General features: G+C 46.5%; 26 protein-coding genes. 4 read left to right on the forward strand and 22 right to left on the reverse strand.

Annotated elements, in window-relative coordinates; translation table 11 throughout:
• Positions 1-34: 34 nt before the first annotated feature.
• Entirely contained in the window at positions 35-922 is an 888-nt protein-coding gene (locus QL223_RS10265; RefSeq protein ID WP_281544669.1) for a Mu-like prophage major head subunit gpT family protein, read from the reverse strand.
• A gap of 6 nt (positions 923-928) precedes the next feature.
• Positions 929-1891 (reverse strand): phage protease, encoded by a 963-nt coding sequence (locus tag QL223_RS10270; RefSeq protein WP_281544670.1) that lies wholly within the window; start codon positions 1889-1891, stop codon positions 929-931.
• 289 nt (positions 1892-2180) lie between these two features.
• Here QL223_RS10270 and QL223_RS10275 point away from each other — a divergent pair, with 289 nt between their 5' ends.
• On the forward strand, positions 2181-4802 hold the full coding sequence (locus tag QL223_RS10275; RefSeq protein ID WP_281544671.1) for an ATP-binding protein: 2622 nt from the start codon (positions 2181-2183) through the stop codon (positions 4800-4802).
• 43 nt (positions 4803-4845) lie between these two features.
• Here the strand turns inward: QL223_RS10275 and QL223_RS10280 are convergent, their stop codons facing one another.
• The 11 genes from QL223_RS10280 to QL223_RS10330 all read right to left on the reverse strand — a co-directional run bounded on the left by QL223_RS10280 (position 4846) and on the right by QL223_RS10330 (position 12622).
• A complete protein-coding gene (locus QL223_RS10280) occupies positions 4846-5322 on the reverse strand; it encodes a hypothetical protein (RefSeq protein ID WP_281544672.1) in 477 nt (158 codons plus the stop codon).
• 258 nt (positions 5323-5580) lie between these two features.
• Positions 5581-6336 (reverse strand): phage minor head protein, encoded by a 756-nt coding sequence (locus QL223_RS10285; RefSeq protein ID WP_281544673.1) that lies wholly within the window; start codon positions 6334-6336, stop codon positions 5581-5583.
• A complete protein-coding gene (locus QL223_RS10290; protein ID WP_281544674.1) occupies positions 6329-7885 on the reverse strand; it encodes a DUF935 domain-containing protein in 1557 nt (518 codons plus the stop codon). The genes QL223_RS10285 and QL223_RS10290 overlap by 8 nt, the downstream gene beginning before the upstream one ends.
• 9 nt (positions 7886-7894) lie before the next feature.
• Positions 7895-9481: a hypothetical protein gene (locus tag QL223_RS10295; RefSeq protein ID WP_281544675.1), complete on the reverse strand. Its 1587-nt coding sequence runs from the start codon at positions 9479-9481 to the stop codon at positions 7895-7897.
• Entirely contained in the window at positions 9478-10056 is a 579-nt protein-coding gene (locus QL223_RS10300) for a DUF3486 family protein (protein WP_281544676.1), read from the reverse strand. Before QL223_RS10300 ends, QL223_RS10295 begins: the two co-directional genes overlap by 4 nt.
• Position 10057: 1 nt before the next feature.
• On the reverse strand, positions 10058-10354 hold the full coding sequence (locus QL223_RS10305; protein WP_158174742.1) for an ArsR family transcriptional regulator: 297 nt from the start codon (positions 10352-10354) through the stop codon (positions 10058-10060).
• The gene (locus tag QL223_RS10310; protein ID WP_158174741.1) at positions 10351-10680 is read right to left on the reverse strand and encodes a DUF2730 family protein; all 330 of its coding nucleotides are present in this window, start codon (positions 10678-10680) and stop codon (positions 10351-10353) included. The genes QL223_RS10305 and QL223_RS10310 overlap by 4 nt, the downstream gene beginning before the upstream one ends.
• Positions 10680-10904 (reverse strand): TraR/DksA C4-type zinc finger protein, encoded by a 225-nt coding sequence (locus QL223_RS10315; protein WP_115659816.1) that lies wholly within the window; start codon positions 10902-10904, stop codon positions 10680-10682. Before QL223_RS10315 ends, QL223_RS10310 begins: the two co-directional genes overlap by 1 nt.
• Positions 10901-11512 (reverse strand): hypothetical protein, encoded by a 612-nt coding sequence (locus tag QL223_RS10320; RefSeq protein WP_281544677.1) that lies wholly within the window; start codon positions 11510-11512, stop codon positions 10901-10903. Before QL223_RS10320 ends, QL223_RS10315 begins: the two co-directional genes overlap by 4 nt.
• A 10-nt stretch (positions 11513-11522) precedes the next feature.
• Positions 11523-12047 (reverse strand): N-acetylmuramidase, encoded by a 525-nt coding sequence (locus QL223_RS10325; RefSeq protein WP_281544678.1) that lies wholly within the window; start codon positions 12045-12047, stop codon positions 11523-11525.
• Positions 12048-12214: 167 nt separating this feature from the next.
• The gene (locus QL223_RS10330; RefSeq protein WP_158174739.1) at positions 12215-12622 is read right to left on the reverse strand and encodes a Mor transcription activator family protein; all 408 of its coding nucleotides are present in this window, start codon (positions 12620-12622) and stop codon (positions 12215-12217) included.
• A gap of 299 nt (positions 12623-12921) precedes the next feature.
• On the opposite strand from QL223_RS10330, the gene QL223_RS10335 reads away from it, so the two are divergent.
• Positions 12922-15441 (forward strand): ATP-binding protein, encoded by a 2520-nt coding sequence (locus QL223_RS10335; protein ID WP_281544679.1) that lies wholly within the window; start codon positions 12922-12924, stop codon positions 15439-15441.
• Here the strand turns inward: QL223_RS10335 and QL223_RS10340 are convergent.
• The 9 genes from QL223_RS10340 to QL223_RS10380 all read right to left on the reverse strand — a co-directional run bounded on the left by QL223_RS10340 (position 15438) and on the right by QL223_RS10380 (position 21595).
• A complete protein-coding gene (locus QL223_RS10340; protein ID WP_281544680.1) occupies positions 15438-15896 on the reverse strand; it encodes a regulatory protein GemA in 459 nt (152 codons plus the stop codon). The genes QL223_RS10335 and QL223_RS10340 overlap by 4 nt on opposite strands.
• Positions 15896-16108 carry a hypothetical protein gene (locus QL223_RS10345; RefSeq protein WP_281544681.1) on the reverse strand — a complete coding sequence of 71 codons (213 nt, stop codon included), beginning with the start codon at positions 16106-16108 and terminating at the stop codon, positions 15896-15898. The genes QL223_RS10340 and QL223_RS10345 overlap by 1 nt, the downstream gene beginning before the upstream one ends.
• A gap of 57 nt (positions 16109-16165) precedes the next feature.
• Positions 16166-16414, reverse strand: coding sequence for a hypothetical protein (locus QL223_RS10350; protein ID WP_188009225.1), 249 nt, complete (start codon positions 16412-16414; stop codon positions 16166-16168).
• Between the two features lie 9 nt (positions 16415-16423).
• On the reverse strand, positions 16424-17035 hold the full coding sequence (locus QL223_RS10355) for a DUF3164 family protein (RefSeq protein ID WP_158174732.1): 612 nt from the start codon (positions 17033-17035) through the stop codon (positions 16424-16426).
• A 1-nt stretch (position 17036) separates the two neighbouring features.
• Positions 17037-17270, reverse strand: coding sequence for a hypothetical protein (locus tag QL223_RS10360; protein WP_281544682.1), 234 nt, complete (start codon positions 17268-17270; stop codon positions 17037-17039).
• Positions 17271-17335: 65 nt separating this feature from the next.
• Positions 17336-17905: a hypothetical protein gene (locus tag QL223_RS10365; RefSeq protein ID WP_281544683.1), complete on the reverse strand. Its 570-nt coding sequence runs from the start codon at positions 17903-17905 to the stop codon at positions 17336-17338.
• Positions 17902-18513, reverse strand: a complete 612-nt coding sequence (locus tag QL223_RS10370) for a hypothetical protein (RefSeq protein WP_188009221.1) — start codon at positions 18511-18513, stop codon at positions 17902-17904. Before QL223_RS10370 ends, QL223_RS10365 begins: the two co-directional genes overlap by 4 nt.
• A gap of 13 nt (positions 18514-18526) precedes the next feature.
• Positions 18527-19258: an ATP-binding protein gene (locus QL223_RS10375; RefSeq protein WP_188009220.1), complete on the reverse strand. Its 732-nt coding sequence runs from the start codon at positions 19256-19258 to the stop codon at positions 18527-18529.
• A gap of 111 nt (positions 19259-19369) precedes the next feature.
• Positions 19370-21595, reverse strand: coding sequence for a DNA-binding protein (locus tag QL223_RS10380; RefSeq protein WP_281544684.1), 2226 nt, complete (start codon positions 21593-21595; stop codon positions 19370-19372).
• A gap of 478 nt (positions 21596-22073) precedes the next feature.
• On the opposite strand from QL223_RS10380, the gene QL223_RS10385 reads away from it, so the two are divergent.
• Together QL223_RS10385 and QL223_RS10390 are read left to right on the forward strand one after the other, a co-directional pair.
• Positions 22074-22754: a hypothetical protein gene (locus QL223_RS10385; protein ID WP_281544685.1), complete on the forward strand. Its 681-nt coding sequence runs from the start codon at positions 22074-22076 to the stop codon at positions 22752-22754.
• 44 nt (positions 22755-22798) lie between these two features.
• Complete coding sequence (locus tag QL223_RS10390) at positions 22799-23164, forward strand: hypothetical protein (RefSeq protein ID WP_281544686.1); 366 nt, start codon at positions 22799-22801, stop codon at positions 23162-23164.
• The last annotated feature ends 313 nt before the right edge of the window (positions 23165-23477 follow it).

Consider the following 23477-nt stretch of genomic DNA (forward strand, 5'->3'; position numbering starts at 1 on the left):
ATGCTGAATGGGGTTAAACGTGGTTTAAACAGGGTTAACCAAGGTATGGGCTGACCACGACCTCGACATCCTGGTAATAAGGGTTACTGCCGCCATCGCTTAGCAGGGCGACGTTGATAAGCTTCTTAGCAGCAGCGCGGTTACGCGGGCCGACGATGAGCTTGGTCGGACGAATACCCAGAGGCGTGCCGTTGTTCTTGCGAATACCGGACAAGGCTTCAATGGCTTTTTCGTAGTTGAATTCCGTCAGTGCGGTCTTTGAGCCCACGGCGGTTTGCCAGAAGCCGAAACCGACATTGGAGCGGCCATCGGTACCTGCGGCCATGGCGTTATTGAACCAGGTGAACTCTTCGTTCGGGTTCATGTTCTTGAACACAAACGGGCGGCGGTTTTGGTAGATGATGGGCTTCAGTACCTGCGTGTCATCAATCAAAAACCAAGGTTCGCCTGTTGCAGAAGGCACACCGATGATATTGGAATAGGTGCCATCGCCCATTGGGTGGTCAGCATCAAAGAAATACTGGCCATCAAAGCAGGTGGTCTCAAAACCTGCTTTGAGGAGGCCGTAGGCGAGTTCATCCGGGAACAGGGCAACCTGAAAACCAAAGTTTTTGGCGAGCACGGAATACATACCAATCTGGTCATCATCCACGTCTTCGCGTTTGACCTTGATAGAGGTCTCCCAGGTTTTGTTTTCGATGGCATAGCCATGTTTGCCAATGTCAGCCAGCTGGCGTTCGCCCACCCATTCTTTGATCCCCGGAATGTCAGCCAGCCAGCCGTAGTTATTGGCTGAGGTTGAGCTTGGCACTTCAGTAGCAATTTCCTGCCATTGCGGGCTGGCCGTGGTGAGCCCCTGGGTGTAGGCCGCGCTCATGCCTGTGAACAGGGCTTCCAGAATTTGCGCTTGAGACTGTGACATCAGTGGTTACTCCTGTGTGTGGGTTTTGGCGGCTAGATATTGCTCCTGGGTGATGTGGAGCTTTCGGCAGATGGCGAGCTCGTGCTCACCCAGGTTGGTTTTGTTTTTCGGTGGCTGGGTATGTCGGCTTTCGTCGCTCACCACTTTGGGCGCAGATGCCAGGAAGCGGTCAAAGCCTTCGCGGTCAGTGCGACACATAGAAAGGAACGCCGCCTTATTTGCGGGCGCAATCTTGCCTTCCGCGATAGCCTCATCAACCACAGCTTCGGTTTCTGCGTCCTGCTGTGCTTTTAGCTGGCCCTCGGCAGCTTCCGCCCGGTTCAGCGCCAACTGATGGGTTTCCATCGGGACATATTTTTTAAGATCAGGGTTGTCGGCGCGGTTGAGCGCTAGCTGCTTGTCAGATTTCAGCGTCTCAATCGCTGAGAGGGCATCCGCTTCAGTCGCGGTAGCCGTATCCAGCGCCAGCGCCGTTGCCAGAGTGACAGGGAGTGTCATGGTTTCTTGCTCCTGTTGTTGTCGGTTCAGTGCAGGGAGTTCGGTCAGGTTGGGTTTGTTGGTAAAGCCGACGGATTCAATCGCGGTGACATTGCCTTGGGCATCGTGCAGAAAAGCGGGGGAGTAATAGCGGTATTTGCGTTCGGTAATGATATCCACGCCTTCACGGTTAAAGGCGACGCGGCCCCAAATGGCACCATCGCGAACGTCGTATTCTTCCACCCAGCCATAAGCGGGTGCTTCCTCCCCTAATGGGCCTTTGATGTGGGTAGCGTGTTCAATGTCCCAGGGTGCAGAAGCGGCAGAGTTCAGTACCACGTCATCAGGCGATGAATTTGACCAACTGCGGCCATCGATGCCGGAGAAGGTGCCAGAGGGGATGAGCTCTAGCCAGCGTTCACGGGCATCTACCTGCTGTGGTAGCAGTTGAAAACAGAGCGCCAAGTGGCGTGTTTTGGGAGTTTCTGGCATTTCACTGGCCTGATGTTTTGGTCAACAGTAGAAGCCAGAATATGTTTGTAGATGTTTAGGTGAGATTTACGAGGGTGGTTGTTTCTTGGAAGTTATTGAGGATAGACAGTACTGAAGTTAGGTATTGGAGGAAGGTTAACGGTTTAAAAATATAATCGAGTATAGAAGTCTTTACTTTATGATAAGGTATTGACAAGTAAGCTCGACAATGACGCTTGCGGGAGTAGCGAAACTGGTTATTCTACTTGCACTCCAACCGTACCGAGAACCAATGTGGTATCTATAAGAAATGTCAAAAGAAATGTACTCAGATTCGAAAATTTTTAGAGCATCTTTTGGAGAAAAAGGTGATCAGTATGACGCTCATAGAGCAAATCTATACGACAGTTTAGATACGTTTAGAGAACGAGTAGGGGAGTTGGTATCAACGCTGCCTGAAGAAGTACCGGGATTAACTGTTCATAACCTTTCGCATATGGATGCATTATGGGAGATGCTGGATATTTTAGTTGACGAGGACTATCCACTCAATCCTGCAGAAGCTTATGTTTTGGGTGGAGCAATATTGTTACATGACTCGGCAATGACAATATACGCATATCGAGATGGAGTAGATGAACTTAAACAAACTCCGGAATATCGAGATGCTTTGGATTATTTCAAGGTAAACACTAGTCTGGATAAGGATAGCGTTGATTTTTCGAAAGCTTCAGAAAAATATGCAAGAAGTTCTGCTCTGAGAATGAAACATGCGGAGAAAGCACAAGACCTAGCAACTCAGGGGTGGCGTAACCCTTCTAACGGTGAGATCCTTCACCTTATTGAAGATACTCAGTACAGAGAGCATTTTGCGCACTCCATTGGTTTGATAGCACATAGTCACAATTGGGGTATCAATGAACTAAAAACACGACTAAGCGAGACTAAAGGAGCATTTACTGATTTTCCTACGGAATGGACGGTAAATGAACTGAAGCTTGGATTAATATTACGATGCATAGATGCAATGCATATTGATGATAGAAGAGCCCCTTCGTTTACTTCATCAATTAGACATATAAACTCTGAGTCACTTGTCCATTGGAGCTTCCAAAATAAACTGGCAAAGCCTACAATCAGTCCAGAAAACCCCAAACTAATCTATAGTTCTAAGTCTCCATTTAATGTGGATCAGGCTCCAGCATGGAGCCTATGCTTCGATATAATTCAGATGATTGATAAAGAGCTAATTAGTTGTTCTGATTTTATGGAAGAACGTGGGATTCCTCATTTTAAAGTTAGTGGGGTTGTTGGGGCCCAAAGCCCAGAATCATTAGCTAAACATATTCAAGTTAATGGTTGGACACCTTTACCCCTAAATATGCAGGTATCCGATGTTCCATCTCTTGCAAAAACACTGGGTGGTAAAGACTTATATAACTATCCTCTAACACCACTTCGTGAGTTAATTCAAAATGCTGCAGATGCTATTGAGGCTCGAGCAGCTATGGAAGATGAATTTAACTTACAAGAGCATGGAGAGATCTTAATTAAAATTAACCGTAATCAAGATAAGACGATTATCGAGGTTATTGATAATGGGATTGGGATGTCAGAAAAAGTTCTAACTGGATCATTACTAGACTTTGGCTGTTCGTTTTGGAAGTCTTCTGCCGCTCGAACAGAGTTTCCTGGGCTTCAAGAGTTTACTCACAAATTTAGAGGACGCTACGGAATTGGCTTTTTTTCTGTATTTATGTGGTCAAGTAATATAGTAGTTAGCTCTAGACGTTATCAGGATGGCAAAGGAGATTTTAGAGCATTAGTATTTCATGATGGCATGAATTCTAGGCCTATAATGCGACCAGCAGAGCCTAGTGAAACGTCAAGCAGATGGAACTCAATGGTTCGGCTGGAAGTCAACTCTAATGAGTTTGAGGATACTATTTTAAATCAACCCAGAAGACCAAATAATAATGGTACTGTCAACTACCATAGAACACATTCACCTAAAGATTTACCAACACTCCTCAAGCAGATGTGTGGTACGTTACCAGTGAAAGTTATCTTGAAGGAAGATAACAAAGAACCTTATAGTATTAGTTTGCCGAATTGGAAAACATGCTCTAATAAAGAGTTTGTTGAATTTTATAAAGGTGCACTTTTTTCAAATTCAATAGTAGGTGATAGATTTTTAGAAACACTTTCATGTATTACTGAAAATGGAAAAGTTCGTGGTAGAGCGTTTATCTCTCCATATGTGGATGAAAGTAATAATAATCTTTTTGTTTATGAAAAAGGTATTTTTATAAATGGTTTAAACTTCAATAATGTCTGTGGTGTGGTTGAGTCTTGCACTACTAATGCTGCCAGAGATAGATTGCCTAGAGCTAAATATTTAACTGATGAATGGTTTAAAGATATAAGTAAGAAGTGTTTTGATGTATGCCGAAATATTGGTGAGCAGATTTCCATTCAATCTATCCTTGCAAGAAGTGGTAATACCGATGATGACCAACCTCAATACATCATGGGCCGGAAGATTATCTCATTCAATGAAGCTAAAGAGCTTATATCAGAGCGTGGAACTTTCAATGTGATACTTAACTGTCCAGGAAAAGGGCGTAATAAATTGTCATGGCCTAGAGTTAATGAGCTTCATGATATTATTGGATTGCAAGTAGACGAAGAACGTATTCATTCTGTTATTGGTCTAAGGTATGGCGATAGTTATTTGACTAGCGTAGATCTGGTTTCGGATGATATTGACACTAGTATTATGAATTTTATATCTAACGACAGCTCTTATTTATCTAAAACTTTACGTAAGCTTAGCGAATGTTGCGGCGAGGATTACGTGGTGAGCTGTGAATATATAAAGGTTGATAAGAGTTATGAGGATGATAAGCTAGTTATAAAGGTTTCATCATAATTTTATTTGGAGGGCTCAGAGCCCTCCTTCTAAATTTTTATATTTATATCGTCATTGATGTGACGAGTTCTGGATTTAAGAACACTATTAAGCTTATCACTAGCATAACAGATAGAAGTATTATTAGGTGAGTCTCGCTCCATCGCATTACTTTCTTAAATCCGATGATTGGCTTTTTTCTGCCTATATCACACTCCACTTTCTCTAATAATTCTACTTCTTCTTCTCTGTAATCCAACCATGAAAAAATTACAGCAAGACTTGTTAGGATTAGAAATAATATGATTATTGAAGATATTAATCCAGCGGAGGCGATCGCCAAGTTGGCTGTTTTTAATTCGATCTTCCCTTCGATTAAAGCTAACAATACTCCTGTTATGGATGTTGTCATTAGAATCGTTGATTTTTGTAAATATGAAAAACTTGAGTTATGAATTCCATCTAGATACTTAATTTTATCAAGGATGAACTTGTATCTTTCAACTGCCAGTTGTTGACTGGTACTATTCTTTTCTTTCATTTTTCTTTCGTTATAGTGAATAATTTCAATATTATATTGCATTTTGATTTTATTGTATATTAGGAATCGCCCATTTTTATAAACAAGTGTCTTTCCAAATTTTCTGTATCTGGATTAGTAAGACAATTACTGAAATCTTGGTGCTGATTAAACCACATGACATCTATTGAAAGGCTTGTTTAAAAGCTGTTTAAATCGGGCGTACAGTAGATGGAAGCAGATGAGCAATCAATCATGTTAAATTTGGCAAAGAGATGTTCACAGCGCCTCCTGTTGCGTTTTCTGAAATCGCCTTCTTATCTCTTCTTTTCGTTTTCCTGGGTGATAGCTCCACCCCGGATCTATGCCCCTCGGTACCCGCTCAACTTCCCCGGTTCGTTTGTTAACCCAATCCCTTTCCTCAAGCGGTGGTGCTTCTATTCTGTACTGGCCTGAAGCAATCAGTCTGTCGGCTTCACGTTGGCTCAACTGGCGAACTCTGCATTTGCAGCCCCAGCCATTGGGTGGCATGTGGGTTTGCCACCAGGGATGATCGGTAGGGAGGATAATACCTGCCCAGGCTTGATGCTCTCTTCGGTGTTCTCGGCTCGGGCCCAGTTCATAGAGCAGAAAGGGGTGGCTGGTTTGGGTGCGCTCGATGCGTTTCCATTGGCCCGCCGCGCGGGCGGTGCGCATGTTAGTTCGATAAATGGTTTTTAATCGGGCATTGCTGCCGAGCTTCACCACTTTGACATCGCTATCGAGCGGGTCACGAGCAAGCTGTTCACCCCACCATCCTTTCTTTATCAGGTAGGGTTTCAGGTTTGCAGCAAACTGGCCGAAGGTTTGGCCCTCTTCGAGCGCTTGGTTGAGGGCTTCTTTCACATCCTGCAGCATATCGAGCTGCATCATCTTGGCGACGGTGAAGGCGATATTGTGTTCTTCTTTCCACACATCTGCATGATGGAACCCCACCTTCAACCCTTTGGCTTTCAGATAGGCCAGCGCCTCTTCTGGGACGATAGCCTTATCCATCGGTTACATCTCCAAGGGCACGAGCTTGCCAGCAAAGCCTGGCGAGTTGCTCTGCAAAGTCAGTAGCCTCAAGTTCCTTGGCGATATCGCTCAGGGCCAGATTGAAACCTTGGAAACTGTCGGCCTGCTTTGCGGCTTCCAGGATTGGGTTCAGTAAGGGGGCGCTGACGGCTTCCCAGTCTTTCAGCCCACTGTTTACCAGCTCGTCAATTTCCGCCTCTGTATCAATGGCGGGTAGGGCACGGTTAAGGGCTAACTGTTGTCGGTTTAGCGCAGGTTCAAAGATAGGCTCATTGTTGATGGCATGCAGCAGCTCGCCGTCGCTTTCTGGATCAGACAGACCAACCTTGTCGCGTACCTCTGATGCCTGCACTTTCATGCCTCTGTCTATTAGCGGGGTGATGGCTTCCACCCAGGCTTTGATATCTTCACTTTCTTCAAGCTTGAGGATGATGCGGGGATAGTGCTTTTGTGGCCCCCAGTTCATGTCGATGAAAGGCTTCACCAAACAGGCGTTCAGCGTATTGGCGAGCTGGCGGGCGTCCCAGTTGATAATGTCCTGGCGCACTTCATTATGGACTTTGGCCTGGCTCTGGCTTGAGCCGTCATCCGTGGTCATGGTCTGGCCAAGGACAGTTTTTGAAATCTGGCGGTCGGCCCATTCGGCCATGTTCTCAAACAGGGTATCGCCGCCGTTGCCTTTAGCGGTCTCCACCATCTCTATTTGCATGGATTCAGGGATAGCCGCACCTGCATCACTGGCAATGGTGGCGATGGCATCGATTAAAGTACGGATATCATCTTCTGAGGCATTGCTGTGGTATTTCCCCACGCGGATGGGCATGCCAAACACCTCGGCAAACGCCCACCAATCCCGAACCGTGAAGGATTTCAGCATATACATGACAGCAACTACGCGGGCGAGACCCGCCCGCAACCAGTGACCGGATTTCATGCGCGGCAGATGTACCAGGTACTTATTGGGGGCGAGGGGTTCACCATCGCTGGGGCTGTCGTCGGTGAGTAATCTCAGCTCACTTTGTGTTTCCTCATCCAGTCGGATAAAGCGCGGGTCTACCCATTTGTATTCGAACGGTTGCCAGGGCGTGTCGCTGGTGTCCCACAGTAATTCAACCAGGCCAATTCCTTTACCAATGCCATCCAACAGGTCAAACACGCAATCTTCCCATTGCGGATGGCGAAGGAGTTGGCGCACTGCTTCGGCCAGTTCCTGGTCTTGGGCATCGTCGCTGGCGGCTTCTACGGTTGGGCTGATGGAGGCTGCAGCGAGCTTACGGGTAGAGAGTACCGAGCGGTAATGGGTATCGCGCTCTTCCATTTCTTCCGCCAGGATAAAATAGTCTTCGGCCTGCCCGTTGATGGCATTGCGCAGCACGTTGGCGAGCCTAGCCGGGGAGAGATAACTGGCGACAGAGTGGGCGGCCATCGGGCGGCGCACACTGGTGACATGGGCACGGCTATGGTGTTGCTGCAGTGCCTCTTTTTCATCCCGCGTAAAGGGCTTATTGGTGGCTGGGTTGATAATCATTGTGCTCTCCTAAAGCAGGCCACCGCGCATGCCTTTCAGGCCACGGGTGTGTTTGAACTGTCGGCGGGTGTCTTCATGCAGGTGTCGCTGGTTTTCCTTTTGCACGATGCGGTGCAACTCATAACGACGGCATTCTTCTTTAGATGCTAAATAGGCAAGAAAGATGGCAATGGCTGAATCCCCGTGACGTTGATGGCCGTCGCTGGATTTGGTGCGGGTGTCATCAATGCTGGGTACCCCACGAATGATTTGAATGGATGAAAAGTCATTAATCACATCTTCATTCTTGGGAAGTTGTATTTCGTCATCTTCAAATGCAGCTTTAAAGCGCGGCATGTTTTCGCGGTAATAAGCGGTCGATAACATCACCTGTTCGACTTCTGCCCCGTATTTCTCTTCGGCTTGCTCGGCCAAATATTGGCCATTGCCTCTGGCATCGAGTTTGATGCCATCACGGCGTGGTAATCGGTCAGCAATGAAATACAGCACTTGCTCTTGCTGTTTAAACGGCACATTAAACAGCTCAACCAAAAAGGGGATTTGGCGCTGGGTATTGGCCAGCACGGTACAGGGTGCAAAAACGGTTAAATCCCCAGAGCGGGCAAAATCTTCCCCGAGGGTATGGCGAAGGTGCTGAGGCAAATCATCGAGCAGGGGTTTAACGTGAATGTTTAACCACTCGGCCATCTCCAAGACGCGTAAAGGTTCGGGCAGGGCGTTAAACGCAGCCGAGCCACTGAAGTGAACCACGTTGTTTTCTAATATGGCTGCGCGCTCGCGATAGCTTCGGGGAATATAAACACCTGAGCCGGATTTCGGCACACAGAAATATTCTTCCAGTGCATCTTCTTCGGTGGCCGTTGCTTTAATTAATCCGGCTATCCAATTATCTTCGGCTTCCTGGCTCCAGCGCTGACCGCTGACCTGGCAAATACGTTGGTATAATCCATCATGACAGGCATCACTCAGGGTAATGGTGTGAACGCTGTATTCTTTTTTCCCTGCGCGGCTTTGTTGAATGAGTTCATTAAACGGGTTTTCAGTCCCGTTGTGGGTGGAAATAAGCCGGACTTTACAGCCCCACATGGTTAAGGCGAGGGCGGCTTTTAATACTTCTGCTAAACGTTCATGAAAGGCCGCTTCATCAATGGTGACGTTTCCCTGCATGCCGCGAAGGTTTGAAGGATTGGATGACAGAGCCTGCACTTTAAAACCGGACGCAAAGTAAATCACGAAGGTCAGAATATCTTTGTCTTCTTCTTCGATGACTTCTTCGCAAATTTCGCCCGCTGCTTTATCAAAGGCTTTTGCCCACATGGCGACAGCATCAATAAACTCGCGGGCCATCTCTTTATTTGAGCCGACATAAAAATGATGACAGCCACCATGGGCTTTGCTTTTTGATGTGGTTAATGCGGCGTCACAAGCTTCGGCCCAGGTGATACCGGTTCTTCGTGACTTCTCGGCAATCTTGAGCGGGGATTCATCCTCAATCCAATATTTCTGATAAGGCAGCAGCACCTCTTTTTCATCATATTGGTAATGAAGATGATTAACTGCGCGCGCAATGGGGGAGCGCTCTTGATGGGTATTCATGAAGACAGCCCCAATATTTGATTGCGAATAGTGGTGGCCCCTTCTTTGGTCAGCCCTAATGTTTTGGCTGCCTGTTCGGCTGTGCTTGCCGCTTCTTCCATGGCCTGTTTACGGATTTCTTTTTCGAGCTTCACGCTGCCGCTTTGCGCTTCCTGCAAACGTTTAATGGCAAGTGAAAGCGCTGACAGGGTTTTCGGGTCGAGCGGTTCATTCTCTTCCAGCGCTTTCATTTGAATATCGAAGATTTGGCTTTTGCCGATTTCAATTAAGCTCCGGGCAATATCGGTTTGCGGGGTTTCACCAAATTGTTTTACCCATTGTTGGGTGAGTTGCTGGGCCTGCTGATAACGCGCCATGCCTTTATGAAAACTTTGCGAATATCGGCTTAGGGCATTGCGGCTGATTTTCTGTTCGTCGGGCAGGTCAAACTCATCAATCAACGCATTAATCTGTTCGCGGATTTCGGTCTGTGGCATTTTGCCGTCACGCAACAGAATATTGAGTTGGGTTTTAATATCGTCCGGCAACTTGTCTATTTTGCTGATGCGGTTTTTGGTGTGCGCCTTGTCAGCCATATTATTCCCCTGGACGTGGGCGTTTAATGGCAGGGTGGGTTGCCTGGCCGGTGGCGATATCAATACCGCGTTGGGTAATACGCGCGACTTGAGTGCCTGCCACATCGCGAAGCGTGACCAGCAGCTGCTCCGCGAGCCAGCTTAATTCTGTGCGCACCAAATCGCGGCTGACATTATGGCCATAAGCATCCAGCGCGGAATCAATAATAGAATCGTTAGCTTCATAGCCTGGCATTTCATTGAGCACGCGCAACATCACCAGGCGTCGGTCTTGTTGAAGTAATGTTTGCAATGTCATCCGTTCTTTTCCTTGAGTTCATTTTCTAGCAGCAGGTTGCTGATGCGGTCTAGCCCTTCGAGCTTGGGCCTGATTTCCCGAATATCGCCGCGAAGTTTTTCAATGCTGAGTTTCAGGCCAGACACTTCATCATGGTCGGGTAACTTCTCGACCTGTTGCTGCAGGGCAATATGACGCTGTGCCAATTCACTGTGCGCCTCTTTGATGTTCTGCAGCTCTTCTTTGCGGGCAAAGGTTTTCATCAGGGCGAAACAGGCCAGCAGAAAAAGTACATTGAGTACGGTGGCCATTATTGGCCACCAGGTTCGGATGAGCTCCAGAGTCATTAACGCCCCCTGCGTTCGTGATAGCGCTGACATTCAATACAGCGCGCCGCATCGGGCTCGGCATCTAAACGTGCAGCGGGGATTAATTCGCCGCAGCTGATGCACCAGTGATTTCCCTCGTCATCAATATCTGCGGTGTCCCGGTGGCGACATTGATGGGCGTGAAGCAGGGCGCTTTCGAATATCTCATCGCTGATTTGAGCGCGATCGGCGATATCACTCATCGTGCCCCCTGTTGAGTCGGCGTTTGAAAGGCAGATAATCCCTGTTTAAACGCCGTTTTAATCGCAGTGGTGTGACCGCGTTTATCCAGCGTTCGCCAGCCCATGTAAGTCAGGAACGGTGCGATTAAGATGCCCGCAAATTCCATATTGGCCCCATCACCTTTGCTAAATGCGGCCAGTCCTTCAAACAGGAAGATGTAAGCAATACAGGAATACAAAGACAGTCGAGCGCCTTTGGGGCGGGTACGGCGGACATATTCATCTTCCGCTTTGTCGCCTTCACGGATGGTCGTCTGGGTTTCCCTGTGTTCGCTTTGTTTGTCGTTCAGTGTCAGTTCCAGGCGCCGGTTTTTCTCTTTCTCCAGCTCGACTTTGATGGTCTCCAGTTCAACCAGGGCATCGGGTGGCAGTTGGGCGACCAACTGCTCTACCTTCTGCGTTTTGGCTGCTTTGCCATTCACCGTGGTATCAACATGGTCAACCAGGTTGGCAATGTCTTTGGCGACGCTTTCTGTTTTGCCGCCGAACAGGGAACCAATACCCCGGAGAACAGCGGGGCCGAACTCGGTGGCGAGGCTTGCGATAGTCGCGATAGTGGCTAGGGCCATGGTCTGCTCCTTATTCGAAGGCAATGGCTTTCTGGGCCAGTTCATCAATGCGGTTGAACCAGCCATTCAGGAAACGTTTTTGTTTGGGTTTACGGGCAACGAGCTTGGCGTAAAAGCGGGCACGCTGAAGGCTATATCGCGCGATGAGCACCAACGGCGGTGTGCGCTCGACAGCTGCGCGGGTCTTAGGGCCTGCATCGCCATCATCAACCACATCGATAGCGCGCTGCAGTTGTTTAATTGCCTGGCGTTTGCCGTGCTGGATAGCAGCATCAAATACCAGAAAGCCCGCCACTGCAGGAAGGTGAGGGCATCCGGTTTTAATCCAGTAATCGCGGTGATAGATGGCCACAGCATCATCAATACTGAGCGCTGCAATATTGAGGTTGGGATAGCTGCGTTTGCTGATGCCATATTTGGTTTCGCCGCCTGCATCCAGCGGGTCATCAACATAGCCGCCTTCACGCTCAAGCACAAAATGCACAGCATGACAAAAGGCAGGGGGAAAAGCGTTTGTGTTAAAGGGGTATTGCATGACTGAAACCTCTGTAGGTGGTTTCAGTCAGGTTATGAGCGCGGGGTGAGTGTGGCGGATTACCGTTGGTGATTGTTTATGACCAGATAAAAAATTGGCCCCGGAGAGAAGGGGCCAGTAGTCGGCAAGTTGGCGGTCTGGTTCGCGTCAAGAAGTGCTTTTGGGAACTACCCAAACAAGTCTGGTTGCCGCCTTGTCTGTTCCATCCTACGCATCCGGGCGCACACTTCGTAAATGGTTTTCTCTGTGACGTCGTAGCGCCTCGCAAGAATTTTTGTATTCGTGCCGTTGAATTCATGCCAGATGTTCATGTCTCGAATTTGTTGGCGTAATCGGTCACCTCTTGGCAGGTAAACCTGCATACCGCCCATGTACTCGCCAATATCCAGCACGCACTCCAGCGCCAGCTCAGGGATATCGATACCACGCTTACTTAATCTTTGCTGCAGCACGCCATGAAGCTCCAACAGGATAGTTGGCCAGGCGTTATGTTCGTCCGGGAGATGGTCAAGGTGTTCGAGTAGAGATGGGTCGAGATGCCCATCTCCAAACAGGTCGGTTTGCTTTGCTTTCATCGTGGCCCCACTTCACCAAAAACGTTGATACATCTATTGCAGATGGATCAAAAAGGATCGTCAATGGTGGATTTTGACTTTCACCTTCTTGTGGCCAAGTTAAGTTTGAATAGTCACTCAGATTGTTCACTAAATAATGAAAAAACTTAAGTAACGTCGGTAGGGTTGTTCTTGCCTGAAAAGTGTTTTTCTATATAAATTTCAACGTAATATTTCCAAAATTTGTGGTTTGTAGCAATGTATATGATATGCATCATTGTTAGTATTGAATTTTAACCACATATGGGGGGGGGGGCAAATTGGAAGAGGGTACAGTGTGTAACTTGCAAACAATAAAAGAATCAATGCTTCAGTTTATACAGGTTGGTGAGGTTAGCGCTAGCCCTATTGAGTTATTGACCAAAGGAAACACTGTATTTCCAAAAGAGTCTGATCTATGGGACTATAAAAAAGAGTTTGGTACCGACCCTGCGTCTCTTGCAAAAACCATAATGAGCATAGTTGCATTCCACAACAGTTATGGTGGTTATCTTATATACGGTATTCACGAAACTCAAAAGGACATCCGTTTCGAACCCATAGATGTTGACTTTTCTGATTTTGACCTTTCTGTAGTTAGAAATCTTATCAAGAAGTATACCAATAAGCAGATTGATATTACATTTAATACTCATTTAATTACTATAGAAGAAAATGAATACTCTATGGGGTTAATACATATTCCCAAGCGTGAAAGTGGTGAGAACCCTTTGGCGTTTGTGAGAGATGGCCCGCAAAAAGACAAAAAGCCTATTTTCAAGGTTCATGATACCTACATGAGAACCTTAGATGAGAAAATTCCTGCAAAAAGTCCGTCAAATTGGGAGTTCCTTTTCTCAGGACGAAATTTTCCAAGTGGTAAAAAATTAGAAGTTAGAGAGATTGCAAAGTCTTTAGATCATAACTTACCGGATAGACAGCTTATATGTTCTGATTTTATTGGTAGAGAAGACACATTAAGTAGCCTTTGGAAGTGGTTGTCTGACGATTTCGAGTACACAAAGATCCTATGCGGAGACGGAGGAAAAGGTAAAACATCAATAGCATATGAGTTTTCTACTAGGTTTGTTAGTGCAGCTCCTTCAGGATATGAGAGAGTTGTATGGTTATCAGTTAAAGAAAAACAATTTTCTGGAGTTGATAATGATTTCTATGATTTGAACGACTCAGATTTCAAGTGCTCTAGAACATTTTTATTGGCATTGTCAGAGAAATGTTCTTTGGAATCAGAAGATTATGATGATGTTGCAATTTCTATCATAAAACAAGAGCTAAGAAGTGCACTTCCCATTTTCCCTTCCTTAATTATTGTTGATGATATTGACTCATTAGAAGATGATGAACAGAGAAAGGTAGTAGATAGTTGTCGTCAATTGGGATCAAATAACGTTAGGTTTCTAGTTACAACAAGGAAGAAACTCGCATACTCATCTGACCTCTGTATCGATATACCAGGCATGCCAATAGATGAGTATAGTCAATATGTTGATTTGACGTGTACGAAATACAATAGTAGCTCTCTAAATAGAAATGCCATTGGTAGGTTGCACTCTGCAACCGATGGTTCCCCTTTGCTTACTTCCTCCATATTAAGACTAATCAAGTTTGGATATAAGTTTGATGCGGCCATTAAAGAGTGGAAAGGGCATGCAGGAGAAGATGCACGAGATGCAGCAATTCGGAGAGAAATTGATTCTTTAAAGAGGAACTCAAAAAGAGCACTACTTGGTATATATTACTTCGGGAGCTGTTCTGTCACTGAACTAAAACAAGCATTAGTTTTTCAACCAAATCAACTATTGGAATGCCTAGAAGAACTACAGTCCTTGTTTTTAGTGAGTGAACCATCAATTATTGAAGGCGAGAAACGTTATAGTTTATCAAATACAACAGCATTAGTAGTCAAGTCGAATGAGCGAGAGTTGGCTTTAGATTTTGATAAGATAAAGACATCAATCAAAAATCTTAGAGCAGGTACTGATACTTCAGGAAAGCAAGGCAATAGGAAATATATAGGGTTGATAATTAGGCAGTCTGTTGCTTTTCTAAAAGAAGAAAAATATCTTGAAGCTATTAGAACAGTTGATGAAGGATTAAAGAAATATAAAGAAAATCCTGATTTGCTGCTAATGAAAGCTAGGTGCTTAAGTGAACAGCCTAAGCCCGATTATGACTCTATAAAAAATATAGCGGCCAAAGCTGTTAAAAAAGGACAAAAGAGAGAGAGAGCATTTGAATACTGGTATTTAGCAGAGTCCGAAACATCCTCAGTGACAGGCATAATTGAGTGCTGCCTAGAGTCTGTAAGAGTATTAGGAAGCAACAAGTCAGTTTGGTACCAGCGTCTAGCAAAAGGTTATCTATCTCGAGCAAAACTAAGAGGGGTTGAAGTGGGCTATGACGATATCGTAGAAGCAAGTAACTCTCTAACTCAATCACTCAAAACCTCAGGGGATGCAGATAAGAAGCAATTGCTTAAAGATCTGTCAGATGTGCACGATCATATATGGAAAATTCTAGAAGCGAATACGCGTTTGAGTTGGTTATCATCTTTTGATGAAGTGGTTAAGTTAATCAAAAAGGGTGATGTAAGGACGAAACTCTACTGCAATGCCAGAACATGTTTGACAGAAGCTGAGGCTGAGTTTAGAGCCAAGAGGAAAGAACTGCCATCTAGTTTCTGGATTAGGGCAAAGCAATTTAATGAACTAATTAACTCCAGGAACAAGCAAGACAAGATCGACAGGCCGTTTGAAGATCTATTGATTACTACAGCTTAGTGTTCTAAGTGAATCAAAGACACTCGAAGCTTCCACTTTTTTAGGCTTTCTAAAATTGTGTAAGCTTCCTGTTGATTGCACCAACCGACATGTTCAACCATTCTGCCACTATGTTTTTTAGTCATCCTACGAACATATCCATCGAGTGCTGTTTCTGACCCATCCCTTATAATCCCCTCCTTAGCCATCGTGATCCAAAGCGCCCGGATTTTCGAAATTACAGTGGGTTGGCCTTGGGTTTTTGGACTCAGTCGCTTTTTGCTTTGGGTGACTTTCTTTTTAAAGCCTTGGCGTTCCATCGCTAGAAGTACCTTTTCTAGCTCAGCATCAAGCATACTCTTGCAACTATCTTTACCCGTCTCTCGCTGCAGCAGGGCACGGTAGATCTCATCATCCAGGCCAAGCTCTCTTTTACCGATATGGATCAGCCTAATTAGGCGTGTTCTCTGTTCCATTAGTTGTTCTCCTCAATCCACCATTCAGAAACGGCTCCAAGTTGGATAAGTTCAACAGCGATAAGCTGCCCCTTTCTGGCATAGCCATAAAGCGCTGAGCATTCCGGTGCCTCGTAATGAATGAGTTGGGTATCTTTGACCAAGGCATTTGCTTCGTTAGCGCTGGCTTTTTTGAAACCTGCCAGTGGAAGGTTTAAACGGGGTTCAATCATGGTTTATTCCCTCGTTAAAAAGAAAAGCCCCGAGTGTTTGGGGGCTTGGATTTAGGGTTAATCTTGCTCCGAGAGGGGAGGCTTATGGGTGATACCCAATAGGTACTGCAGCATGTCAGCAACTCCCCGCTGATAGAGGTTCGGGTTGTTGGCTTCGTCACCTTGTACAGTGCGAAGTAACATGACCAGTTCCTCTGTTTTGTGGCGGCTTCGGGCTCTTTCAAAGAAAGCCAAACGCTGTTCACCCAGTTCAATATCTCTTGGGCCCCGGATAAGAGGCATGACGATATCTATTTCGCGTTTCATGGGCCCACCTCAGAGCTTGGCGATGTCGAGCGGAATTTGGCGATAGCTGCCATCACTGTTGCGCTCATACAGTCGAAGGTAGCTACTGGTACCGGTGACCTGGATTGAATCGGCAATGGCATCCATGGCTTCATTCCATTGGGAGTCATCGATATCTAACTGACGCAGTGAGAGCACCTGGTTAACATCGATACGCCCTTGTTTGTTGACCCTGAAAGCATGATCAACCAGCGCTTTGATATGGTCGTTGACGTTCTCGCTCCAACGGTTAATACAGGTATCAATAAGGGTCTTGGCCGCTTGGATACGCTCGTCAAACACTCTGTGTTCTCCTTTTGCGCGGACAAGCTTGTAACGGCCATCGAAACTCATCAGAGTGACGTTACCTTTCGTGCCGCCATATTTGACGTCGTATTCCTCTGCAGACAGGTCAACAAAGTCAGTGACCTCATTCATCGCCAGCAGTTTGAACGCTGCCAGTGCTTGCTGCTGTTCTCTGGCTGCAGACACCACGTTCTGAACCAGGTCGTCTCTCAGTAGGTCGATGGCTTTGATTTGAGTTTCCGGCACCATGTGGCCTTGTGCATTAACGCGGTAACCTTGTGGAATTTGAACAGTCATATTAATCCTCCCATACGACACAGCAGCCTGAGTGACGTGCGGCGCGGATGCGACGGGTCAGGCCATTAACGGTTTCAGTGATCAGAACGCTATGGTGTTGAAGCTCCGGCACAGGTGCATCGACGTGTATCACCAGCGTTTTTTCGGTTTGAGCAGTTTTAGTGACCTGACAGTTCATTTTCTGAAGGGCCTGGAGCAGCTGCTTTACCTGATGTTGTGGATTCAAACTTTTCATCTTGAATTCCTCATTCCCTGGTTCGAGTTTCAGCCTTTTATTACCTCTTGGCTGATTCACGATGTTCATTCTTTAATTAGGCGGTTGTAGCGATTACCAACGGCTATCAACTCGCGTTTGAGTAGCTCGATGTACAGGCGGTGATAGCTTCCGGCCATGTGTTCAGAATCAGTTTTCGCTTGCCGTTCCAACCTCGCGCAAACAGCAGCTGCGTCGTATTGGCGCAGCGTTACTTTTTCTCTGGTTGGTTCTGAGCAAACCTTTTCTGATTTCTGCATGGCAGCTTTGGACTCAATGCTTAACCTGATAGGGGTGGTTAAACGCTCATCCAATTGGCTATTAGGGCAACCGCTTCTGCAGGCTTTCCAAAGGCGTATGGCATTGGGTGTGCTGCCAACATGTTTGGCGTTTTGATGTGCTGCGCATTTATGCTTTGGAATTTCTCCCAGGACAGGGCACACAACCGTGTACCCCATGAATACGCTTTCCACCAGTCCTTGAACCCGCTGCATGTTGCCTTTGTATTTGCCGTTAAGGACTTGAGAGATCATCGCTTTCGAGACGCCCATTGCACTGGCGGCGCTGCCTAGCGAAGTGGCATCCACTTGCTTTCTCAGTTCATCCAGCCATGTCATTGGTTAATCTCCTTTTTTGATGAAACCTTCGAATGGTTGTTGGCTTCATCTAGTGTCTGAAAGCGATAGAACTTTTTTTCGTTCTGATCCCAGAGTCCACTTTTCCTACCTTTGGGGGCGAGTCTCCCTGTATCTCTCGTGAGCACCCAAACGGGCTCATAACCATTGTTTAATCGCTTAACTTGAGCCCCTCGAACGGTAAACGGCGAAACATAACCTGCTTTGTGAAGCACGGTGATGAAGCGCTCTGCGACCCTTACAGGGACATCGATAGAAGAGAGCAAATCTGTCACCGTGAACTTTCTGCTGATTTTCATGTTGTTCCAGAGCATCTGCCGATCACTTTTTGAATATCTGCTTTTGCTTTTATCTCTTGTGTGACCTTTAAACTCCGGCCTTGCCTGATGCGTTTTTCTGTAGCACTTAGGATCGCCACTTACTCCTTTACCGCTGACGTAAGTTAGCCACCCTCTGTTGGCAAAACGACTAAGATTGACGCTCACTAAATCAGCAGAGATACCCGTGTTCAGCGATACATCTCTGGCGTTGACGACATCGTGGGAGCAGATATATGTCCATATTTGCTCGCACTTATATTCCCTAGCCATGAGGTAACCTCCATTAGTTGCGGGCTACGGTCATAAATAAGTCGAGACCAGAAATGTCATCCATCGTAACAACGCCATCAGGTGGTGGGTTCCCATTCACAGAACGCTCAATTTTGCTAAGAGCTGAAAGAATGGTTCTAACCACACCTCTGGATTTCACCCGAATGTGGTCGAGTAGGGCATCATCAAGGTGGATTTGAGGGTCTATCTCCATCAACTCATAAGCGAAAGTGGCTACGTCTTGCAGATCAGCAGGTTTGAATTCCACCCACTCGCTGATGCGGTTGTGGAGTTGCTTGCGGTGTGAGATACGGCGGGCGATTTCTTCCATGCCGACCAGAACGACAGGCTGCTCGGTGTTGTCGTAGATATCACGGAATGATTCCATGATTTTCTTACTGCCAACGACATAGTCAGCTTCATCAACAAACAGGCTAAATTCGTTTCTGCGAACGCACTCGATAATGTCTTCGAGAGTTTGGTAAGCGCGTCCCGCAGGGATGAGACCACATTCTTTGGCGATACGATTTAAGATGCTGGTAGGTGTATCGCTCGCGCAGCATCGAACATAAACACCATTGGTGCTATCCAGATTGAAGAGATACTGAAGAGCGGTGGTTTTCCCAAACCCACTTTCGCCATGGATTAATCCCATACCGGGCACAATTTGGGAGCGGGTTAATAGGTTTTCTAACAGTGCCATGGAGGCTGACACGTTTTTCACATCGACAATCTTATTTCTCATGTCTATGATACCTTATGATTATGGTTGCTCTTACGAGCGATTAATCGGGCTCACAATCGGCCAGGATTGTGAGCCGTCCCTTCTCGCTTCAGGTGATACCCAAAGCCAAGATCACTTAGCCAACCGACGTGTTTTACCGCCGGATTCGATGTACTTTTTAATTTGAGGTGCAGTGAGTTGATGGTTGCGCATGTAGTTGCTAAACCACTTTTTCTGCCTTTCGTCTAACTCCCCGCCGTTAACCAAGATGTCTGCCATATCCCAGGCGATCTCGCGTTCGCTTTTGAGCATTCTGGATTCTTGCTCAGCGGTTCTTTCGGTTTGTTTCTTGCGTTGTTCTCTATGCTGTTCAATGGCCTCAAGCTGAGCATGGCTGCGAGTCTGTGAAGGCTTCATGCCCGCTTTTTCGAGTGCGGTCAAAAGGACGTTACTGTGCTCTGTTGTCTCTTTCGGGAAAGGCAGCATGTTGTTTTTGGCTTTTGCCTGGGCAATGGCCTCAGCGGCCAGATCATCAATGCCAAACTCATCGGCATAACGCTTCATATCGCGTTTAAATTGGCGAAGCTGTTTCTCTGTTTGGCGTCTAGCTTCGATGAATTCTTGCGGACTAATTTCACGGCCTATTAAGTCAGCGTTGATGGCCTCGATACATTCACCATCACCATGGACGGGGTAGAGATAGGCACGGGCCACATCGCATGGGTCGAGGTATACGTTGACTCTCTGACGCATGTATTTTTCTTCTTGGAGCTCTGGTGCACGGTAGACGAGTTTGTTGACCTGAACGCCACCACGACGAATGCTTTTCTCTCCGGCGAAGTTCAATAAGGTGTCCAAAGCTCGCGGCTCTGCAATAAATTGGGGTTTATAGTTCGCTTTTTGGTAGTGCTGGTAAGGGCTTAGACCGTCTAATCCTGAATGAGGATTTTGGTGGTAGTAATGCTCTAACCAATCATCCATGAATTGCTGCATCTCACTCGGAGAGATCCCAAGCTCCAGTGCATCTTCATACCGTTTCTTTTTTCCATCGCCAATGCGGGCTGCGAATGCATGACAGGCTTCAATGAGCTCTCTATCTTTCACGCTATGGCCAATGTAGTTGGGCATCACTTCAACAATGCCGCCTTGGAAAGTGCCAAAGAAACGTTCAATAAATGGCTTTTCCCATCCTGAGAAGGGTTTCGCCCGCATGTGTTTTACGCCGAGGGAAGCAAATACGGCCCGTGATTTATTCGCGATGTAGTCGCTGCCGTTGTCAGTTTTGATGACGCCGTCTTGATTGGGCATCCCCCAGTCCAAAATGGTTTTGCGGATTAGCAAGCAAATAGCCTCAGAGGTTGAGGTCGGTGCGAGAAGCATTTTCACGCGTCGTGTGTAGACATCGATACAGCCCACAATTGAATAGCGCACGAGCTTGCCATCAACGTTTAACATGATGTCAGTCGGGGTTGAATCCAGCTCCCAGAGGTCGTTTGGCCGACTCACCCAGGCATCATGGTCATGGATTAGCCCACGTTCTTTGCCGTAAAAGCTTTTATGGTCAACGGCGAAGGTGTGCTTGCCCTGATTTGTGTTTACCCAGTAGTTGATCCACCGTCTAAAACTGGATGGGGCAGGTACTGTCCAACTAGCCTTAGTTTTCTCTTTCTGCACCAGCGCATATTCCCGCATCTTGTAAGGCTGTTTTTGAAAGTGCGGGCGTGAAATTAATAAGGTGATACAGAACTGCTCAAGGTCTGGCTGTTGGCAAATGACGCTGTCACTTTTTCGGGCGTTTTTGCGTCTAACAAGACCGCAAATCCCGTCTTGCTGAAGTGCTTTTTCCCAACGATCAATGGTTGAACGACTGACGTTTACTACCACCTCGTAAACGGTATTTTCGAGAGGAAGGGTTTGCTCCTTAAACTCTTGGATAAAGTGGGTATGGCCGTCTGACATTTGGCCCTTGAATGCAGATAAATAGAGCGAGCGCAGGCGAACAATCTCTGCACGAGATTCAGCGAGCTGTTTCTGGCGGTCAGTGAGAGTATTGAATGCTTTGAGTCCCTCCGCACGAATGTTGGCCTGCTGCTTATCTTTCGCTCGGTTCTCCTGGTCTAAGCTGGCATTGAGCTGAGCAGCTGCACGTTCGCCATGAGTTTCTTTAATTGCTGTTTTGCTTAGTTCAGCAATAGTCGCACCAGGAAGTGAGCTGATGTGATACTCGTAGCCTTTACCCACGGGGCGCTTACGCACTTGCCATTGGCCTTTTTCCGCACGAATGCGCACATTTCTGGCCGTTTGGGGCATAGCTGGCAGACCTGCCAGATCATTCGCGGTAAACCATTCTTTACCCATCAGCTTTGTTCCTTAGTAGATCCTCAGCGAGTGTTTTTGATAGTTCGCGTAGGATTTCTTTGTACGCACCACCTCGAACTTTTCTTTTGGAGCAAGGTGGGTGCTCTTGAATACATTTCTGAACTGTTCTCGGGCCAAATCCATTCTCAAGCGCCCAACTTCGGCAGCTATAGCCTTTTTGGATCAGTGCCGCACGAACGTCTCTTGCGGTGACTAATTTCATGGTTTGGTTTAAACTCTTGGTTGTTTTGTTCGCATCGCGAACAGTGAATATTGCGCACCAAAGTTCGCACTGCGAACTATGAAGTTAAATATAATGCGAACTTTTGAGCTGATCAATTTATAGACAGTGATTTGGTTCACATTTATCTGCCTGGTACTTCCGACTTACACTTAACTAGTTGATAGATTTCTTTTTATTTTTTTTGGTTAAATCGGCTTGGAATCTGGACAGATTTTTTCGGAGGAAACTGGGGTAATGAACTCCCTTACCGACAGACTGAAATACATCATCGGCGAGCAAAGCATTCGAAGTTTTGCGTCGAAAGTCGGTGTATCCGAAACTATGATTCGCAAATACCTGAAGGGTGGGGTACCAGGTCTCGATATAGCTGCCAAAATCTGTTTGGTAGGCGGTATTAGTGTTCACTGGTTTGCGACCGGGGAAGGGGAGATCTTCACCGGGGATGTGGTTACTGATATTGACCAAGTGGCAATGCAGGCCATCACCACCATTGATAGTGAAGAGTTCGTTCTCGTTGAGGGCTACCATGTCACTGTCGATGAGATGGACAACAGCGAGCAAAACTCAGCTCCAGTTAGGCGAAAGCTCGCCTTCAGGAAGAAATGGCTAGAGTATCGAGGTTTGAAGCCAGAAAGCTTGAGAATCTACTTCGTTAAAAGCTATGTGGAAGGCGGAATCATTAGCGGCGGCGACAGCGTCATGATCGATATGTCAGATGCATCTGTTTCCGATGGTGTGCTTGCCCTGAAACTGAATGGCAACATGCTCATCCGATGGGTCAAGGTCAGAGTCGATGGCAGCGTTGATGTATACACGGACATCAACAAAGAGCCAGACGAAAACGTTGAAGCCGATAAGCTGCAGAACATCGAAGTCCTGGGCCGGGTAGTGTGGCTTGGGAAGGATTTTAAGTAGAGAGCTAACTTAGGTTTAAGCGAACGCAAAATAGGTTACGTGTTATGTCAGAATTACAAAACGCGCATTTCTGGGTGGCAAAAACCAGCCTCAACGATATCAGCGTGATTTTCAAAGAGACATATAGTGAAGATGACTCTCCAATCAATGAGTTTGCCTGCCAACAAGACGAACTGTTTTACGACCATGACTTTTTCTATATTGAAGACCTTTCTCATGGCATTGATAACTTTTTCCCAAGTGCGGGTATACCTACGGAAAATCAAAAACCAATACTTGATGCTTTGAAACCTCATTTATTGAATGCCACACACATAGTTGTAGGAGATTCTAGTGATTTTAAATCACCTAGGTCTTGTGTAATTGGCTCTTCTCAATTTACTTATGTTGGTATGTTTAAACACTGGTAGTGTTGCAAACAGGGTATGAGATCAGATCCGATCCGATTCAACATCTCTTTACACATGCTTATTCTTAGCTAATTAAATAAATATCATAAGGTTAAGTGAGATAAGACGAATCGGATCAAGCATCCGATTCAAAAAGCGGATAACTTGGAACGTTGTAACAAGGAAAAGCTTTCAAGCCAAAGCAGGTAAAGGTGCGAGCCGAAACGGCTGTGACCGACCTCATTTCACCTCAGATGAATTCGTACGTAGTCTTTTGCTAGATTTGTCCCACATTAGGCGATTGCGGCTCGAACTCTCCAGCTTTCACTTAGTC

Source organism: Grimontia sp. SpTr1 (genome assembly GCF_947387585.1).
Taxonomy (GTDB): Bacteria; Pseudomonadota; Gammaproteobacteria; order Enterobacterales; family Vibrionaceae; genus Enterovibrio; species Enterovibrio indicus.